Origin of the sequence: Roseovarius arcticus (assembly GCF_006125015.1) — a bacterium.
Taxonomy (GTDB): domain Bacteria; phylum Pseudomonadota; class Alphaproteobacteria; order Rhodobacterales; family Rhodobacteraceae; genus Roseovarius; species Roseovarius arcticus.
Map to the genome: position 1 here is coordinate 1,408,034 of NZ_SZZN01000001.1, position 16,787 is coordinate 1,424,820.

General features: G+C 60.4%; 17 protein-coding genes. 7 read left to right on the forward strand and 10 right to left on the reverse strand.

Annotated elements, in window-relative coordinates; translation table 11 throughout:
* Positions 1–74: 74 nt before the first annotated feature.
* The 3 genes from ligA (at position 75) to MK6180000_RS20855 (ending at position 4,670) form a co-directional block, all read left to right on the forward strand.
* Positions 75–2,324: an NAD-dependent DNA ligase LigA gene (gene ligA / locus MK6180000_RS06635; RefSeq protein WP_138934022.1), complete on the forward strand. Its 2,250-nt coding sequence runs from the start codon at positions 75–77 to the stop codon at positions 2,322–2,324.
* A complete protein-coding gene (gene recG / locus MK6180000_RS06640) occupies positions 2,321–4,435 on the forward strand; it encodes an ATP-dependent DNA helicase RecG (RefSeq protein ID WP_138934023.1) in 2,115 nt (704 codons plus the stop codon). Before ligA ends, recG begins: the two co-directional genes overlap by 4 nt.
* A gap of 103 nt (positions 4,436–4,538) precedes the next feature.
* The gene (locus tag MK6180000_RS20855) at positions 4,539–4,670 is read left to right on the forward strand and encodes a hypothetical protein (RefSeq protein WP_281283974.1); all 132 of its coding nucleotides are present in this window, start codon (positions 4,539–4,541) and stop codon (positions 4,668–4,670) included.
* Positions 4,671–4,900: 230 nt separating this feature from the next.
* On the opposite strand, the gene MK6180000_RS06645 is transcribed toward MK6180000_RS20855, so the two are convergent.
* On the reverse strand, positions 4,901–5,341 hold the full coding sequence (locus MK6180000_RS06645) for an iron-sulfur cluster assembly scaffold protein (protein WP_138934024.1): 441 nt from the start codon (positions 5,339–5,341) through the stop codon (positions 4,901–4,903).
* A gap of 66 nt (positions 5,342–5,407) precedes the next feature.
* Here MK6180000_RS06645 and hisI point away from each other — a divergent pair, with 66 nt between their 5' ends.
* The gene (gene hisI, locus MK6180000_RS06650) at positions 5,408–5,770 is read left to right on the forward strand and encodes a phosphoribosyl-AMP cyclohydrolase (RefSeq protein WP_138934025.1); all 363 of its coding nucleotides are present in this window, start codon (positions 5,408–5,410) and stop codon (positions 5,768–5,770) included.
* Positions 5,771–5,801: 31 nt separating this feature from the next.
* Here the strand turns inward: hisI and gluQRS are convergent, their stop codons facing one another.
* Positions 5,802–6,671, reverse strand: coding sequence for a tRNA glutamyl-Q(34) synthetase GluQRS (gene gluQRS, locus MK6180000_RS06655; protein ID WP_138934026.1), 870 nt, complete (start codon positions 6,669–6,671; stop codon positions 5,802–5,804).
* Between the two features lie 45 nt (positions 6,672–6,716).
* Positions 6,717–8,063: a methylenetetrahydrofolate--tRNA-(uracil(54)-C(5))-methyltransferase (FADH(2)-oxidizing) TrmFO gene (trmFO, locus tag MK6180000_RS06660; protein ID WP_138934027.1), complete on the reverse strand. Its 1,347-nt coding sequence runs from the start codon at positions 8,061–8,063 to the stop codon at positions 6,717–6,719.
* A gap of 668 nt (positions 8,064–8,731) precedes the next feature.
* Between trmFO and MK6180000_RS06665 the strand changes: the two genes are divergently transcribed.
* The 3 genes from MK6180000_RS06665 to rpsI all read left to right on the forward strand — a co-directional run bounded on the left by MK6180000_RS06665 (position 8,732) and on the right by rpsI (position 10,294).
* On the forward strand, positions 8,732–9,169 hold the full coding sequence (locus MK6180000_RS06665) for a PaaI family thioesterase (protein ID WP_138934028.1): 438 nt from the start codon (positions 8,732–8,734) through the stop codon (positions 9,167–9,169).
* Positions 9,170–9,344: 175 nt separating this feature from the next.
* Complete coding sequence (gene rplM / locus MK6180000_RS06670) at positions 9,345–9,809, forward strand: 50S ribosomal protein L13 (protein ID WP_138934029.1); 465 nt, start codon at positions 9,345–9,347, stop codon at positions 9,807–9,809.
* Complete coding sequence (rpsI, locus tag MK6180000_RS06675; RefSeq protein ID WP_138934030.1) at positions 9,809–10,294, forward strand: 30S ribosomal protein S9; 486 nt, start codon at positions 9,809–9,811, stop codon at positions 10,292–10,294. The genes rplM and rpsI overlap by 1 nt, the downstream gene beginning before the upstream one ends.
* 83 nt (positions 10,295–10,377) lie before the next feature.
* Here rpsI and MK6180000_RS06680 read toward each other — a convergent pair whose 3' ends face one another.
* The 7 genes from MK6180000_RS06680 to guaA form a co-directional block, all read right to left on the reverse strand.
* A complete protein-coding gene (locus tag MK6180000_RS06680; protein WP_138934031.1) occupies positions 10,378–10,710 on the reverse strand; it encodes a hypothetical protein in 333 nt (110 codons plus the stop codon).
* A 15-nt stretch (positions 10,711–10,725) separates the two neighbouring features.
* Positions 10,726–11,343, reverse strand: a complete 618-nt coding sequence (locus tag MK6180000_RS06685) for a TetR/AcrR family transcriptional regulator (RefSeq protein ID WP_138934032.1) — start codon at positions 11,341–11,343, stop codon at positions 10,726–10,728.
* A complete protein-coding gene (ppk2, locus tag MK6180000_RS06690) occupies positions 11,336–12,232 on the reverse strand; it encodes a polyphosphate kinase 2 (RefSeq protein ID WP_138934033.1) in 897 nt (298 codons plus the stop codon). The genes MK6180000_RS06685 and ppk2 overlap by 8 nt, the downstream gene beginning before the upstream one ends.
* 60 nt (positions 12,233–12,292) lie before the next feature.
* Entirely contained in the window at positions 12,293–13,228 is a 936-nt protein-coding gene (locus MK6180000_RS06695) for an alpha/beta fold hydrolase (protein WP_138934034.1), read from the reverse strand.
* Between the two features lie 16 nt (positions 13,229–13,244).
* Complete coding sequence (locus MK6180000_RS06700) at positions 13,245–14,168, reverse strand: homoserine O-succinyltransferase (RefSeq protein WP_138934035.1); 924 nt, start codon at positions 14,166–14,168, stop codon at positions 13,245–13,247.
* A gap of 29 nt (positions 14,169–14,197) precedes the next feature.
* Complete coding sequence (locus MK6180000_RS06705; protein WP_138934036.1) at positions 14,198–15,070, reverse strand: ATP-binding protein; 873 nt, start codon at positions 15,068–15,070, stop codon at positions 14,198–14,200.
* Between the two features lie 68 nt (positions 15,071–15,138).
* Positions 15,139–16,701, reverse strand: coding sequence for a glutamine-hydrolyzing GMP synthase (gene guaA, locus MK6180000_RS06710; protein ID WP_138934037.1), 1,563 nt, complete (start codon positions 16,699–16,701; stop codon positions 15,139–15,141).
* Between the last annotated feature and the right edge of the window lie 86 nt (positions 16,702–16,787).

Consider the following 16,787-nt stretch of genomic DNA (forward strand, 5'->3'; position numbering starts at 1 on the left):
CGTTGCTGCGTCTTATCACGTGATCGACATGGCCGGCCCGGCGCGACAGGGGCCGCCGAGCATGGAGAGCACGGATGCAGGACGCGCCTGATGTCGACAAGCTGACCGAGGAGGAGGCCAAGGCCGAACTCGCGCACCTGGCCAAGGTTTTGCTGAAGGCTAACCTAGAGTATCACGCGGGCGACGATCAGCGGCTGAATGATGCGGAATACGACGAGCTGAAGAGGCGGAACACTGCGATTGAGGCGCGCTTTGCCTATTTGAAACGCGCCGACAGTCCGAGCGACGTGGTCGGGGCTGTTCCATCCGGACGCTTTGGCAAAGTAACGCACGCTCAGCGCATGATGTCGTTGGGCAATGCCTTTGATGCGGGTGAGATCCACGACTTTGATGACCGTATCCGAAAATACCTAGGTCTTGGTTCAGATGCGCCTCTTGCCTACACCGCCGAGCCCAAGATTGATGGGCTTAGCCTAAGCCTGCGGTATGAGGCGGGTACGCTGGTCCAAGCCGCGACACGCGGCGACGGCGCTGTGGGCGAAAACGTGACCGCTAACGCACGCATGATTACCGATATTCCCAAAAATCTTGATGACGCGCCCGAAATCCTTGAAGTGCGCGGCGAGGTTTATATGAGCCACGCCCATTTTGAGGCACTTAATGTGCGGCAGTCAGAGGCGGGCGCCAAGACGTTTGCCAACCCTCGAAACGCCGCTGCCGGATCGCTGCGCCAACTGGATGCCGAGATCACGCGCGCACGCCCCTTGGCGTTTTTCGCCTATGCTTGGGGCGAGGTCAGCGCGCCTCTGGCAAACACACAATTCGGCGCGGTCGAGCGGCTTGCTGCCCTTGGATTCTCCACGAATCCGTTGACCGCGCGATGCGATGGCCCCGCCGATCTGCTGGCACATTACGCCGACATCGAACAGCGCCGGGCCAGTCTGGGCTATGACATTGATGGCGTTGTATACAAGGTCGACGATCTCGATCTGCAGCGCCGCCTCGGCTATCGTAGCACGACACCTCGCTGGGCCATCGCGCACAAGTTTCCGGCCGAGCTTGCGTGGACGCGGCTTGAAGCAATCGATATTACAGTGGGCCGCACCGGCGCGCTTAGTCCTGTCGCGCGGCTGTCGCCCGTGACCGTCGGCGGCGTCGTCGTTAGCAACGCGACGCTACACAATGAGGATTACATCGCAGGGCGCGGCGGTGATGGTGGCGATATCCGAGACGGCAAGGATATTCGCGTCGGTGACTGGGTGCAGGTTTACCGCGCCGGCGACGTCATCCCCAAGATTGCAGATGTCGATCTGTCAAAGCGGCCCGAAAGTGCCGTGTCATTCGAATTCCCAGTGATTTGCCCCGAATGTGGATCGGACGCGATCCGCGAAGAGGGCGATGCCGTCCGGCGTTGCAGTGGCGGTATGATCTGCCCTGCCCAAGCTATGGAAAAGTTAAAGCATTTTGTCAGCCGCGGCGCATTCGACATTGAGGGGCTGGGCGCCAAACAAGTCGAGATGTTTTATCGCGATGATCTGCTTCCAATCCATACGCCCGCAGATATCTTTACCCTGCAGGCGCGGGATAATGAGAACCTTTCGAAGCTAGCCAAGCGTGACGGTTGGGGCGCGACAAGCGCGGGCAACCTCTTTGCTGCGATTGAAGAGCGCCGGACCGTGCCACTGGCACGTTTGATCTTTGCGCTTGGTATCCGCCATGTCGGCGAGGTCGCGGCCAGCGATCTGGCGCGTCATTTCGGCAGTTGGCAGGCGTTTGTCGACGCGGTTGATGCAGCCGGTCCGGCGGCAGCCCGCCACCTGCAGGCTGACGCAGCCGAAGCAGAGGAACGGCGTATTGCCGCCCGTGAGGGTCGGCGCGCACGGATCAAACCTGCGCGCGATGCGGTTTGGGACGGCACAAGTGAGGCCGCGCGCGCGGCTTGGGATGATTTGATCGGTATCGACGGCATTGGTGCGACGGTGGCGGTATCCCTCGTCACCGCGTTTCAGCAGCGGGCTGAGCGCGCTTCAATCGACCGCCTGATCGCCGAATTGGCGGTCGAGGATGCCGCCGCGCGGGACACGCGCGGCAGCCCCGTCGCGGGCAAAACCGTCGTCTTCACCGGCACACTGGAGAAGATGACCCGCGCAGAGGCCAAGGCGCGCGCCGAGTCCCTGGGCGCCAAGGTGTCGGGGAGCGTATCGGCGCGGACCGATATTCTAATCGCTGGGCCGGGCGCGGGGTCCAAGGCCGACAAGGCCGCCGAACTGGGCGTCCAGACAATGGATGAGGACGCTTGGCTTGCGCTGATCGGCGGGACATGAGCGAGACGCCCAAAGCGCCAGCCAAGGGGCGGCCCGAAGCGCTCTTTCCGCTCTTTGCGGATATCGAGACGCTGCCGGGTGTTGGACCCAAATCGGCCAAGCTGATGGCGGCGCTGCATGTCGAAAAGCCTGTAGATCTGGTCTTTACCCTGCCAGCATCCGGAATTGACCGTCGCAAGCGGGCATCAGTGCTGGGCGCCGATCTGCCAGGCGTTGTGACGGTCGAAGTAACCGTTGGCCAGCACTGGGCGCCTGCGCGGCGCGGCGGCGCCTACCGGGTTACGGTGGAAGATGCGCAGACCAGTTTTCAGATTGTTTTCTTTCGGGCGCATGATGAGTACCTGCGCAGGATGCTGCCCACCGGCGAACGCCGTATCGTTTCGGGCAAGGTAGAGCTGTTCGACGGCGTGGCGCAAATGGTGCATCCCGACCACATGCTGCCTGTGGAAGAGGCAGGCAATATCCCAGATTTTGAGCCGGTCTATCCGCTGACAGCCGGACTGACCCAAGGCGTAATGCGCAAGGCTGTGGCTGGCGCGTTGGCTCGCCTGCCGGAGGTCGCCGAATGGATCGATCCCGGGCAAAAGGCGCAAGAGGATTGGCCGAATTGGCCGGACGCGCTGCGAGCGGCCCACACGCCGCAGGCGATGGCCGACTTGGGTGCTGCGCATCCGGCGCGCGTTCGGCTGGCCTATGATGAGTTTCTGGCGCATCAGCTGACACTGGCGCTGGCCCGGTCGGCGTTCAAACGTGCCAAGGGGCGCGCGACTGTTGGCAGCGGCAAATTGCAGCGCCGTGTAATGGACGCGCTGCCCTACAGGCCGACGGGTGCGCAGACGCGGGCCATTTCCGAAATCGCCGCCGATATGGCGCGCGAGATCAAGATGAATCGCTTGCTGCAAGGCGATGTCGGATCGGGCAAGACATTGGTCGCGCTGAACGCACTCCTGATTGCAGTCGAGGCGGGCGGGCAGGGCGTGATGATGGCCCCGACCGAGATCCTTGCGCGGCAGCATCTGGAGGGGTTGCGCCCGCTAGCCGAGAGCGCTGGCGTGGTGCTTGAAATCCTGACCGGCCGTGACAAGGGGCCGGAACGGCGCGCAAAGCTGGCCGCGCTAAAGGCGGGCAATATCCAGGTTCTGGTCGGCACGCATGCCGTTTTTCAAAAGGACGTGGAGTTTGGCGATCTGCGCCTTGCCATCGTGGACGAACAACACCGCTTTGGCGTTCGCCAGCGGCTAGAACTTGGGCGCAAAGGCGCCTCTGTCGACGTGCTGGTAATGACGGCAACACCCATCCCGCGCAGTCTGAGCCTTGCGCAATATGGGGATATGGACATCAGCGTTCTGGACGAGAAGCCGCCGGGCCGCAAGCCGATCTCGACCGCGATGGTGAACATGGCCCGCATGGATGAAGTTGTCGATCATCTGCGCCGCGCCATCGCCGAGGGGCGGCAGGCCTATTGGGTTTGCCCGCTGGTCGACGAGAGCGAGGTCAGCGATCTAAGCAGTGCGGAGGAACGGTATCGCCGTTTGCGCGCAGCGCTTGGCGAAGGCGCGGTCGGACTTGTCCACGGCCAGATGCCGCTCGAGGACAAGGATGCAGCAATGCGCGCCTTTCAACGTGGTGAGATATCCGTGTTGGTTGCCACGACGGTGATTGAGGTGGGCGTCGACGTGCCCAACGCCTCAATCATGGTGATTGAGCGCGCCGAGAGCTTTGGCCTTGCGCAACTGCACCAGTTGCGGGGCCGGGTTGGCCGCGGCGAGGCGGCGTCGACCTGCCTATTGATGTATCAGGCGCCTCTCAGTGAGGGGGGCGAGCGGCGGTTGGTAACAATGCGCGATACCGAGGACGGTTTTCGAATCGCCGAGGTTGATCTGGAAATGCGCGGCGCGGGCGATGTGATCGGCACCGCGCAATCAGGCCTGCCAAGGTTTCGCATCGCCGATCTGGAAGGGCAGGCAGCGCTGATGGCAATCGCGCAAAGCGACGCGCGCAAGTTGCTATCGGACGACCCTGAACTTATCGGGCCGCGCGGGCAGGCCGCGCGCGTGCTGTTATGGCTGATGGAACGCGATCAGGCGATCCGTTTAATTTCAGTGGGTTAGTCGATACATCACGATTTGTTCACGAATGTTCTTAATAAGTTCTTTACATTTCCCGCGAAAAATGAGAACAAAGTGGCAACTGATCAATTGAAAGGTCGTTGCCATGATACACCAGATCAAAACAGTCGCCGCCCGCTCGCAAGAGACATTGCTGGGTGATGCCGTAGGCGCCGCTGCCTTGATGGTCATGTTAATGGGATGCCTCTATCTGCCGGGCCTTGCCCAAGGGTTTTGATAGAGGGGTTCTGATCAACCAGTTTCTGCCTGCGATATCCTGTGCCTCTTCGCTGACCGCATCTCCTGTCCCCAAAACTTGATGCAACGCGATTGACACTGCCTGTCACCGATCGTCTCGGGGTTCTAAAATCCCCACAATGGCGAAGAGGGTCCCACACGGGAAAACGCATACTTCCGCCGCCATCCAAACCGGATGTGCGGCGGTTTTTTTGTTGTATGTGGTTAATCTCAGGCGCAAGCCGTCTCGATCGCCTCCACGGCCGCGTCCAGCGCCAGCATGATCGACGCGTGCCGATTCTTGTATTCGCGTGCCGGCATCAGCACTTCGAGCCCGTCGAACGGCGCGGCGGGTGGCGGGCCATCCTCCTTCAGCATGGCGCGCAGCGCGCCTTGCGCCTCGCGCACCTGCGCAGACGTGCAGCCGACGATGTTTGCGCCGACCACACTCGCCGCCGCTTGGCCGAGGGCGCAAGCCTTCACGTCCTGTCCGTAATCGGTGATGGTGCCATCCGCGCATGTCAGGTCAACTGTCACAGTTGATCCGCAAAGAGGCGCGCGCCGCTTAACCGTCGCGCCGGGGGCGTCAAGCCGGGTGTGCCGGGGAATGTCGGCCGCCAGTGCGAGGATGCGGGTCGAGTATAGCTTGATCATATCGGTATCGGCGGTCATGGCTGGTCCTTCGCAGTGATGCCCCTTAGATAAGGCGCGCACCGGCAGATGCAAAAGGAAAGTCCGATGAGTTTCGATCCTGCAAGTTTGACGTATAATGATACCAGCCTGATTCCTGCGATCGCGCAGGATGCCGCGACCGGCGAAGTGCTGATGATGGCATGGATGAATGCGGACGCTGTCGCCCAGACGCTGAAGACAGGGCGCGTGACGTATTGGTCGCGCTCACGCAGCGCACTCTGGATCAAGGGCGAGACGTCGGGACATGTTCAGAAACTGATCGAGTTTCGCGTCGACTGCGACCGCGATTGCCTGCTGCTAAAGATCGAGCAGACGGGACCAGCCTGTCACACCAACCGGCGCAGCTGTTTTTACACGGTGATTGAGGACGGTGCTGAAAAAGTTGTGATGGCGCCCGTCGCTGACTGATTGCTTGGTTATTCGGGGCCAATACAACGCGCTAGGGCAAGCCGCAGATGCGGCGAATATCCTGCGGTGTCGCACCGTCGTCGCGGTATTTGGCTATGGCGCGGGCGTCGTCACGCTTGGCCAGACGCTTGCCCGCATCGTCGCGGATCAGGCGATGATGGTGATAGGCCGGAGTGGGTAGAGACAGCAGGCGTTGAAGGATCACGTGGATTGCGGTCGCGTCAAACAGATCGGCGCCGCGTGGGACCAGCGTGATGCCTTGGGCTGCGTCATCCACCACGACCGACAGATGATAAGACGTACCCATGGCCGTGCGCGCGAGGACGATGTCGCCAATTCCCTCAACGGCGTGACGCCAATCGATAGTGATGAGGCCTGTCTCTCCGTTCGGCCCGGCGCCGATTTCCGTAAAGGTGAGCGGGGCGTCTCCAAGTGCTGCATGCGCGGCGCGCATGTTTAGCCTGAGCGCGACGTTGTCGGGTAGCGACCCTTGCGCTGCGGTCTTCTGGCGGCATGTGCCGGGATAAACGATGCCGTCTGGGCCGATCAGCGGAGTGCCTTCCTGCGGGGCGCTGGCCGAGGCGGCAATATCGCGCCGTGTACAGACGCAAGGATAGATTAGGCCGCGTTGCCACAGTGTGTTAAGGACGTCGCGGTAGTCGGGCAGGCGATCCGACTGATGCATGACTGGCTGCGTCCATGAAAGGCCGAGCCATGCCAGATCGTCATATATCTGCGCCTCCCACTCGGGGCGACTGCGCGAGGTGTCTATGTCCTCGATCCGCAGCAGGAACGTACCGCCCTGCGCCTGTGCCAGATCATATGCAAGCATAGCAGAGTACGCATGACCCAGATGTAAAGGACCCGTCGGGGATGGGGCAAAGCGCGTTCTAATGGTCATTTTAGATCAACCATGCTCCGTCCTATCCTCATCCAAATCATGTGGTCAGGTCGGACTTGAATCCAGCCACCCCTGCCAGGCTTCCTTGGCGCGGTCGGTATAGGCTTTGTAGCGGTCCATGCGGCCACGGCGTCCGCCCTTCAGGCCCTCGACAGGGCGGAAAAGACCAAAATTGACGTTCATCGGTTGAAACGTTTTCGCCTCGGCGCCGCCAGTGATGTGGTGGATCAGCGCACCCATCGCGCTGTCCTGCGGCGGTGTATCCAGTGGCAGGCCCAGTATCTCGGACGCGGCGAGGCGGCCGGCGAGCAAGCCCATGGCGGCGGATTCAACGTAACCCTCGACGCCGGTGATTTGACCGGCGAAACGGATGTGTGGGTGCGCTCGCCAGCGCATCTGGTCGTCCAGCAGCGTGGGCGAATTGAGGAATGTGTTGCGGTGGATACCGCCAAGCCGGGCAAAGCGCGCGGCCTCGAGGCCGGGGATCATGCGCAGCACGTCTGCTTGCGCGCCGTACTTCATCTTGGTTTGGAAGCCGACTATATTGTATAGCGTTCCTAGCGCGTTATCGCGCCGCAACTGAACAACCGCCCACGGCTTCACGTCCGGCTGGTGCGGATTGGTCAGGCCCACAGGCTTCATCGGGCCGTGGCGCAACGTCTCGCGGCCGCGCTCGGCCATCACTTCGATCGGCAGGCAGCCGTCAAAATAGCCAGCTGTTTCGCCCTCGTGAAATTCGGTCTTGTCGGCGGCCAGCAGCGCGTCGATGAAGGCGTCATATGTCTCGCGGTCCATCGGGCAGTTAAGATAGGCCGTGCGCTCGTCCTCGGTCGCGCCTTTGTCGTAGCGCGACTGCATCCAGGCGCGCGACATATCTATGCTGTCATGGTGCAGGATCGGCGCGATGGCGTCAAAGAACGCAAGCGCCTCCGTGCCGGTTTCCGCTGCGATGGCCTGCCCGAGTGCAGCAGAGGTCAGTGGACCTGTGGCTATAATCCAGTGCCCGTCCTTGGGGATTTGGGTAATTTCACCGTCTGATATGGTGACGTTCGGATGCGCCCTCAGCGCTTTGGTCACCGACTCGGCAAAGGGATCGCGGTCAACAGCCAGCGCACCGCCTGCGGGCAACCGATGCTTGTCTGCGGTTTGCATAATCAGGCCATTGGCAGCGCGCATTTCCCAATGTAGCAGGCCGACCGCGTTCTGCTCATCATCGTCCGAGCGAAAGGAGTTGGAGCAGACCATTTCCGCCAGATCACCGGTGCGATGGGCAAAAGTAGCAACCGTTGGGCGCATTTCGTGAATGATGACCTGCACACCCATATGGGCGGCCTGCCATGCTGCCTCGGCCCCGGCCATGCCGCCGCCAACGATGTTCAAAACTTGTGTCATAGCGGGCGAGATAGTCCATCGTCGGCGCTTTGGAAAGGGCTCAGCTAGGGCCGTTGTACCCCGCCGCTATTGCTCGCGTGAGGCCAACATTTCTGACGCTCAAGAACAGTGAGGCGTCACGGCTGATGTTGGGGAAGTAATTTCGGGTCACCGCGCCGGGCAAGTCGGTGGCCAGAGAGAGGCTGGCCTGGAGGGACATGACTGCGGCTGCGGTGACCGAAATTCTCATTTGAAGTTAGCGCTAAAAACTATTCGTAGGAAGCATAACTTAGACGAATGGGGCAGAAAGACGGCAGATGTGGAGATAATAAGGTATAAAATTAGAAACATTTCGCACGGATTGGCGAAGATTGGCGGAGAATCATCAACGACTGTGGTGCTTTTTCGCCTAATTTACCGCGAATCGGGTCGCGACTGGGTGCGCCCGGGGATGAGCCTGACAAGAATAGCCGCGATTCGCTCGGCTGTGTCGGTCATCAACATTGTTGCGGTCACGATGGCATCGGTGTGGAATTAAGTCTCCTAAATCGGCAACTCCGCTTAATCGTCGAAGGCGTGCTTCAGGGCCGCTGGACGTCCGCGCAGGTGCCGCTGCGCTCAATCATCGCCATCTTGTCACTGCCTATGATATCCGCTCATGTGAATCGACGGCACAGGGCGGGGTAAGCATGACGTTAAAGATGAGCGTAGATGATCTGGCCCGGTTCATGTCCGCGGAATTTCCGCAGGTGGCAGATGATTTCGTGGTTGAGGATTTGCGACCGATGCATCTGACCATTCGCCTGAAAATCGGCGCGCAGCACCTGCGCCCCGGCGGCACGGTGTCGGGCCCAGCGATATTCGCGCTGGCCGATGTGGGGATGTATCTAGCCGTTTTAGCAATGATCGGGCCGCAGGCGCTGGCCGTTACCACGAATTGCAGCCTTGATTTCATGCGCAAACCAGCCGCGGGCGCGGACCTTATCGCGGATATTCGCTTTCTCAAGTTGGGGCGCGTGCTGGCGGTGGGGGATGCCATGATAAGATCGGACGGAGCAGACGAGGTCGCCGCGCGTGCCAGCCTGACTTATGCGATCCCACCAGCGCTGCGGGGTAGGAAGGGCTGATTTCAGCAAGCAGTGATGGGGTATTAATATACCCAATTTCTAAGCCATTGAAATGTTGATGTTTTTACGTACGGGTGCGTATTGACGCGGCGCAGACACCCTATATAACCCGCTCATCACCAAGGGGGAACCGGACCTTTCCACACCCCCAGCGGCAATTAAGGATTCTGCGGTCATGAAGACATTTTCTGCGAAACCGGCGGATATCGACAAGAAATGGATCCTGATCGATGCTGAAGGCATCGTTCTGGGACGTCTCGCGTCGGTTATCGCCATGCGCTTGCGCGGCAAGCACAAGCCCAGCTTTACCCCTCACATGGACATGGGCGACAATATCATCGTCATCAATGCCGAGAAGGTTCAGCTGACCGGCAAGAAACGCGACAAGCCCAACTATTGGCATACCGGCCATCCGGGCGGTATCAAATCACGCACCACCGGCGAGATCCTCGAGGGCAAGTTCCCCGAGCGCGTCGTGATGCAAGCGGTAAAGCGCATGCTGCCAGGCAACACCCTGAGCCGCACCCAGATGACAAATCTGCGCGTCTACGCCGGCGGCGATCATCCCCATGAGGCCCAAGGCCCTGAGGTGCTGGACGTCAAAAACATGAACTCCAAGAATACGCGGGTGAATTACTGATGGCTGACGAAATCAACTCCCTCGAAGATCTCGAAGCGATCACATCGGGCACCACGAATGTTGAGGCCCTCGCACCGCGCGAGCCGGTCCGCGACGAATTAGGCCGCGCCTATGCGACAGGCAAGCGGAAGAACGCGATTGCCCGCGTCTGGATCAGGCCCGGGTCGGGCAAGGTCGTCGTCAACGGCAAGGAGCTGAACGTGTATTTCGCGCGTCCAGTTCTGCAGATGATCCTGCGCCAACCCTTCACCATTTCGGGTACCGAGGATCAGTTCGACGTGATGGCCACGGTCGTCGGCGGCGGCCTTTCTGGTCAGGCCGGCGCGGTCAAGCACGGTATTTCCAAGGCACTGCAGCTTTATGATCCCAGCCTTCGCGCCGGTCTAAAAGCAGCAGGTTTCCTGACCCGCGACAGCCGCGTTGTCGAGCGCAAGAAGTACGGTCGTGCCAAGGCGCGTAAGAGCTTCCAGTTCTCCAAGCGTTAAGTTTGGCGGATACGTTTTGCAAAAGGGCCGCCTTCGGGTGGCCCTTTTCGCGTTCAGATTAGGGTGTTGCCGCAAGTACCTGATTAAGTGGCAAAATCAACTGTGCCAGTGAGCCACAAAAGCCAGATCGCAAGCGCCCAGTTGACGGCAAATCCGGCAAATACCACCAGTCGCGGCAGTCCATAAGGCCGGCCATCCGCCACCTTGCGGCTGCTCGACCATGCCACATACCCCAGTCCCGACGCGATCGAGATAGCGACCGTCGGCCCAAGTCCCACTTGGGCCGACTGGGCCATACTATATGTCAGTAGTTGATAACCCGCGCCGATTGCCAGAAACACCAGCGCTTGCCAACGATCCCGCATCACGAGATAGCCCCCGAAAAAGAGCGCCGATAGCGCGGCTGTCATCGCCATATCTTATACCTCAGATTACTCATCCTGCGCGATCAGGCCTAAACCTCGCAGGTAAATTCCGATACCCGATTCCAGCAGATCCTCTGGTGCGAACGGGCTGGCGGCCCCCGGTGCGCCGCGCGCGAATAGCTCAACCACACCATGGCTCATCGCCCAGATATGGGCAGAGAACATGGCCGCAGGCGGGCGTTTGCCCTCCGGGATATGCTCGCAGATGCGGCCTGCCGCCTCCTCTAGTACGCGGCGCGCGGCGAGGGCGGCAGCGGCCAGTTCGGGCGTTCGGTTGACCGATATACCGCTTTCGAACATCGCGATATAGTGGCCGGGATGGCGCCGGGCAAAGGCGAGGTAGGCGCGCCCAGTCGCCTCGAACGCCGCCAGCGCCGACGGCTGGCCGGATTGGTACGCATGCTCCATAAGCGCGCCAAACATCTCGTAGCCCTGCAGCGCCGCCTCGGCGATGAGGTCCTCGCGGCCCGCAAAGTGGCGATAGACCGCGGCTGGCGTGACGCCCGCACGACTTGCCGCTTCGGACAGCGTGAATCCTGCAGGCCCCTTCGCCTCTATCAGGGCAAGCGCGGACTCCACCAATGCCTGGCGCAGATTGCCGTGATGATACCCGCGTTTAACCATTCGTAGCCTGGCTTGCAGATGCATCCACCCAAAGGTCCGGCCCGCCGCTGATCGCAGGATCGGACGGACCGATGGCACCTGCATCTTTGCCGTCATAGGGCACGGCGTTCAGGATACTCTGGATAGCAGCAAGGCGTGCGCGCCGCTTGTCGTCTGACCGGATAACCGTCCACGGCGCATGCCGCGTATGGGTACGGTCTAGCGTCTCGCGAATCGCGACCGAATAATCATCCCACTTTTTTAGCCCTTCGACGTCGATCCAGCTTAATTTCCAATGCTTTAGCGGATCGCCCTCGCGGCTGAGAAAACGTCTTAGTTGCTCGGCCCGGCCGACATTTAGCCAAAATTTGATCAGGATAATTCCATCCTGGGTCAACATGCGCTCGAACGCGGGCGCCTGCTCAAAGAAAAGCGCCCGATCGGCGTCGGTGCAAAAGCCAAAGACATGCTCGACCACTCCGCGATTATACCAACTACGGTCGAAACACACGATTTCGCCGGCGGCAGGAAGATGGGCGGTGTAGCGCTGAAAATACCATTGGGTTGCCTCGGTGTCTGATGGCTTGGGGAGGGCAACGACCCGCGCGCCGCGCGGATTAAGATTCTCTCGCACCCTCTTGATTGTGCCGCCTTTCCCGCCGGCGTCGCGCCCTTCGAATATAATTGCGATACGCGCGCCAGACGCCTTGGCCCACGCTTGCATTCGGACCAGCTCAATCTGCAACATGTGCAGGTGCGCTTCGTACTCCTTGCGTTTCATTCGCGATGAATACGGGTGGTCCGGCTCAATAATTTCGTCCTTGCTGGCTGCGCGGATAGCCTCGCGGATGTGCGCCGGCGCGCCATGTTGGAAATACGCGCTGATCGCGCCGTCAAAAGGCAATGTCATCGTATATATCTCCTGTCCGGGGAATAGTATGGGGCGCAGCGGTGCAGGGTGCAACGGGCGCTAAAGGCCCGCGCGTCTCGCAGCCCGGTCGATGGCGGCGATCACCTCGTCCGCGGCCACGTGCTGTACCATATGGCCAATACCGGGAAGGCGGGTGAGGGTCGCACCGCGAATTTGGCGCACCAGCTTTTCCGAGTGTATCTCTAACCCGACGGTCGTATCGGCGGTGCCATGCAAAATTTCAGTGGGCGCGGTAATCTGGCCATAGAGCGGCACAAGATCCTCAATCTCGCCCAGTAGGTTAGCGCGCTGATCGGCATTTGCGCGCAAGGATATGCGGCGCAGCGTCAGGGGCGCGCCGATGAAGTCCGAATACCCTTCTGGCGCCTCCTGCGGCGCGAACACGGCCTCGACCGACGATTTTACCACCGATTGCGGGACGAACGCGGTAAGCGGCGGCACGATCAGCGCCTGTCCCCAAGCCGAGGACGTCACGTCGTAAAACCAGCCCAGCCCGGTGTCCCATGGGTTCGACGCCGCCGCCACGGGAATCAGTGCGGCCACGTCATCTGGATATTGGGCGGCCCATGCAAGGGCGACGGCGCCGCCATAGCTTTGCCCCATGAGAATCGGCCGGTCTGCGCCCAGCTGCCGTGCGGCGGCGCGCAAAAGCGTGGCCTGCTGCATTAAGGTCGCACCGGTGCTGTTCAGCCGCTCAGTATAGCCCAATCCGGGGCGGTCGAATACGATCACGCGGTAGCGCTCCGCGAGGCGCGGCGCGAGTGAGAATGTCATGTCGCGCGTGTTGCCGCTGGCGCCGTGGATAAGGACCAAATCGGGGCCGGCGCCCATGACGACCGCATGAACCTGCGTGCCATCCACGTCCAGAATTTGCCCTTCGGGGGGAAATTCCTGCACTGCGCGCCTCTCTCGAACTGCCGCTGTCACCTGAACCGCGGCAATGAACAGCGCGATAGAAAGGCCGAAAAGTATCATAGCCTTGCGCACCTTTTCATATCCCAATCGCGGCGATATCATAAGGGACAGTCTGATAGATCTGGCTGATCCAGTTGCCGTAAAGTAGATGCGCGTGGCTGCGCCAACGGTTGCGCGGCGCAACTGATGGATTGTCGCCGGGATAGTAGTTGCACGGCACGTTAATCGGGGTGCCAGCAGCGGCGTCGCGGTCATATTCCTGCTTCAGCGTATCGCTGTCATACTCAAAATGGTTAAAGACATAGAGTGCGCGATGCGCCGCATCCTCGACCAGACAAGGCCCTACCTCGCTTGAGTGCAGCAGGGTGGTCAGGCCGGGCGCCGCGTCGATTTCAGCTTGGCGCATTTCGGTCCAGCGACTGACGGGGATCACCAGATCGTCGGAGAATCCGCGCAAGTAAGGCGAGGCGGGTTGCATGTTTTCATGGCGAAAGCAGCCGAAAGCCTTGGCGTCCAGCATGTGTTTTTGGACGCCGTGCAGGTGATTTATCATCGCCATGCCGCCCCAGCACACACCAAAGGTCGAGTGGACATGGCTTTGCGTCCAATCGAACACGCGGCGAAGCTCGTCCCAATAAGTGACATCGGCGAACTCCAGATGCTCGATGGGCGCGCCGGTGATGATAAGGCCGTCAAACTTCTCGCCCGTGGCGGCCACTTCGGCAAAAGAGCGATAGAAGCTCTCCATATGATCGGCGGCGGTATTGCGCGCCTGATGCTCGCTCATGCGGATGAGGCTCAGCTCAATCTGAAGGGGGGTCGCGCCGATCAGCCGGGCAAACTGGTTTTCAGTCTGGATCTTTTTCGGCATCAGATTCAACAGGCCGATGCGCAGCGGGCGAATATCCTGCGTGGCTGCCTGATCCTCGTCCATAACCATGACGCCCTCGCGCGTGAGCACGTCGTAGGCGGGCAGGTTCGAGGGGATCTTGATAGGCATGGGGCAGGGTCCGGATGTTTGGGAAAATCTTAGATAGGCGTTTGAGTGCGCCTCTCAATGGCATCGGCGATCACATCATTAAAACTGGCGGAATCATTGACGCGCTCGACATCTGCGGGGGTTAGTGTGACGCCCCATGAGGCCATCGCTTCATACCGCGGTTTGCGATGCGCGAGCGCGCGGGCATAAGTCCAGCGGATGAAGCTATCAGGATCAACATCGGCCTCTTCCATGTTGTTATCGCGTAAGTAATCGCTCCACGCTGTGACCAGAAACTCAGGCAGATATGCCATCGGCTTGGGCGCGCGATCAAAGCGGCGGATCAGCTCTGCGGTGTGGGCCTCGCTACCCTCAAGCCGGACCAGCAGGCAGTGCTGCGACAGTTCTGTCAAAAGCGGATCGTTCGGATCGGTCCCATCGGCCCATTCGCAGATCGACCCGCCCGTGTCGCAGATAAAGTGCGGATACCCATAGAGGCGTGCAGCGCGTTCGATGAAATATCCTGTATCGTTCAGCGCCGCGATTTCGGCCCGGCGAAACTGTTCCTGCCGGGTGCGGTATTCAGCTATTGGCATACCGCCCTTGGCAACTGACCCTGGCTTGCCCAGATAGGTCGAGACGGGGGCGAGGTTATCAAATGTGATATTTGAGCCGATATAAATCGAGTCGGACAAGAGCAGATCGCGTAGGAACGGCACCTGCATCGCGTGCGCTTTGGCGTTGTCGGCGATCAACTCGCCCATGTGTCGCGTGCCGATGCGGTAGTCGATTGAGTAATGAAACCAGTCGCCAGCCTCGCGCAGCATATTCGACAGATGTGTCTTGCCCAGCCCAGACATGCCGTAGAAGAGCACGTGTTTCCGCGGCGCGTTGCGCCAGCTTTCAGCGTCGGGATATAGCATTGTGCGGCCTTTGGGATGTTTCACCCCGATGCCTAGCCAGCGGGGCGCACGGCGTCAAACGCTAACGCCTATTCCCATTCGATGGTACCGGGCGGCTTGGACGTGATGTCGTAGGTCACGCGGTTGATGCCACGCACCTCATTGATGATGCGCGTCGCCGTTTCGCCCAGAAAATCATGGGTGAAGGGGTAGTAGTCGGCGGTCATGCCGTCGACGGACGTCACCGCACGCAGGGCACAGGCGAAATCGTAGGTCCGGCTATCGCCCATGACGCCCACGGTGCGTACTGGCAGGATCGCGACAAACGCCTGCCAAATCTCGTCATATAGGCCATGTTTGCGGATCTGGTCGATATAGACGGCATCAGCCTTGCGCAGGATGTCCAGCTTCTCGCGGGTAATTTCGCCGGGGCAGCGGATGGCAAGGCCGGGACCGGGAAAGGGATGGCGCCCGATAAAGCTGGCGGGCAGCCCCAACTCCATGCCGAGGGCCCGCACCTCGTCCTTGAACAGCTCGCGCAAAGGCTCGATCAGTTTGAGGCCCATCTTTTCGGGCAGGCCGCCGACATTGTGGTGCGATTTGATCGTCACCGAGGGACCGCCAGAGAAGCTGACAGATTCGATAACATCAGGGTAAAGCGTGCCTTGGGCCAAGAATTCGGCGCCGTCGATGCCGTTTGCGTATTTCTGGAACACATCGATAAAAAGGCGGCCGATTATTTTTCTTTTGGTTTCAGGGTCGCTTACGCCATCAAGCTCACCTAAAAATAGGTCTGCCTCATCTGCGTGAATCAATGGGATGTTATAGTGATCGCGGAACATGGTGACGACTTCATCGGCCTCGCCCTGTCGCAGAAGGCCGTGATCGACGAAAACGCAGGTTAGTTGATCGCCGATCGCCTCGTGAATGAGAACAGCCGCGACAGAGCTATCGACGCCGCCTGATAGTCCGCAAATCACCTGTTTATCGCCGACCTGCTCGCGAATTTGGCGAACGGCCTCTTCTCGGTAGGCGGCCATGGTCCAGTCGCCAGTAAACCCGGCGTCCTGGATGAAGTTCTGATAGAGCGTCTTGCCATTCGGGGTGTGGTGCACCTCGGGATGGAATTGGACGGCGTAAAACCTGCGTTCCAGATCGGCGGTGACCGCAAAGGGCGCGCCGGGCGAGGTGCCGTAAATCTCAAAGCCGGGCGCGATGGCAGCAACGTGGTCGCCATGGCTCATCCAGACCTGTTCGCGCTCTTCCAGAAACCAACCTTTGAGCAGGTCGATACGCTCGGCTGTCGGCGTGACATAAGCGCGGCCAAACTCGGCAGTTCCGTCACCGCGCTCAACGCGGCCACCCAGCATATGCATCATGACCTGCTGGCCGTAGCAGATGCCAAGTACGGGAACGCCCATCTCGAATACCGACTTCGGGGGGCGGGGCGATCCTTCGTCGATAACGCTGGCCGGGCCACCTGACAGGATGATGGCGCGCGGGGCCATTTCCGCCAGAAAGGCATCGGTAACCTTCTGGAATGGATGGATTTCGCAATAGACGTCCAACTCTCGCAGGCGGCGCGCGATAAGCTGCGTCACCTGAGAGCCGAAGTCGATGATAAGAAGGGGTTCGTGGTGTGTCTCTGTCATGGCGCCCTAGTAGGACGGACCGCGCTTTTGCGCAAGAGGGGCGCGCGTGTCGCTTTCCCCCCACAAGTGGCGCAATTTAGCCCCGC

Excerpts from the sequence above, each read along its gene's own strand:
- ligA (WP_138934022.1), top strand. The coding sequence starts at position 75 with ATGCAGGACGCGCCTGATGTCGACAAGCTGACCGAGGAGGAGGCCAAG.
- recG (WP_138934023.1), top strand. The coding sequence starts at position 2,321 with ATGAGCGAGACGCCCAAAGCGCCAGCCAAGGGGCGGCCCGAAGCGCTC.
- MK6180000_RS20855 (WP_281283974.1), top strand. The coding sequence starts at position 4,539 with ATGATACACCAGATCAAAACAGTCGCCGCCCGCTCGCAAGAGACATTG.
- MK6180000_RS06645 (WP_138934024.1), bottom strand. The coding sequence starts at position 5,341 with ATGACCGCCGATACCGATATGATCAAGCTATACTCGACCCGCATCCTC.
- hisI (WP_138934025.1), top strand. The coding sequence starts at position 5,408 with ATGAGTTTCGATCCTGCAAGTTTGACGTATAATGATACCAGCCTGATT.
- gluQRS (WP_138934026.1), bottom strand. The coding sequence starts at position 6,671 with ATGACCATTAGAACGCGCTTTGCCCCATCCCCGACGGGTCCTTTACAT.
- trmFO (WP_138934027.1), bottom strand. The coding sequence starts at position 8,063 with ATGACACAAGTTTTGAACATCGTTGGCGGCGGCATGGCCGGGGCCGAG.
- MK6180000_RS06665 (WP_138934028.1), top strand. The coding sequence starts at position 8,732 with ATGACGTTAAAGATGAGCGTAGATGATCTGGCCCGGTTCATGTCCGCG.
- rplM (WP_138934029.1), top strand. The coding sequence starts at position 9,345 with ATGAAGACATTTTCTGCGAAACCGGCGGATATCGACAAGAAATGGATC.
- rpsI (WP_138934030.1), top strand. The coding sequence starts at position 9,809 with ATGGCTGACGAAATCAACTCCCTCGAAGATCTCGAAGCGATCACATCG.
- MK6180000_RS06680 (WP_138934031.1), bottom strand. The coding sequence starts at position 10,710 with ATGGCGATGACAGCCGCGCTATCGGCGCTCTTTTTCGGGGGCTATCTC.
- MK6180000_RS06685 (WP_138934032.1), bottom strand. The coding sequence starts at position 11,343 with ATGGTTAAACGCGGGTATCATCACGGCAATCTGCGCCAGGCATTGGTG.
- ppk2 (WP_138934033.1), bottom strand. The coding sequence starts at position 12,232 with ATGACATTGCCTTTTGACGGCGCGATCAGCGCGTATTTCCAACATGGC.
- MK6180000_RS06695 (WP_138934034.1), bottom strand. The coding sequence starts at position 13,228 with ATGATACTTTTCGGCCTTTCTATCGCGCTGTTCATTGCCGCGGTTCAG.
- MK6180000_RS06700 (WP_138934035.1), bottom strand. The coding sequence starts at position 14,168 with ATGCCTATCAAGATCCCCTCGAACCTGCCCGCCTACGACGTGCTCACG.
- MK6180000_RS06705 (WP_138934036.1), bottom strand. The coding sequence starts at position 15,070 with ATGCTATATCCCGACGCTGAAAGCTGGCGCAACGCGCCGCGGAAACAC.
- guaA (WP_138934037.1), bottom strand. The coding sequence starts at position 16,701 with ATGACAGAGACACACCACGAACCCCTTCTTATCATCGACTTCGGCTCT.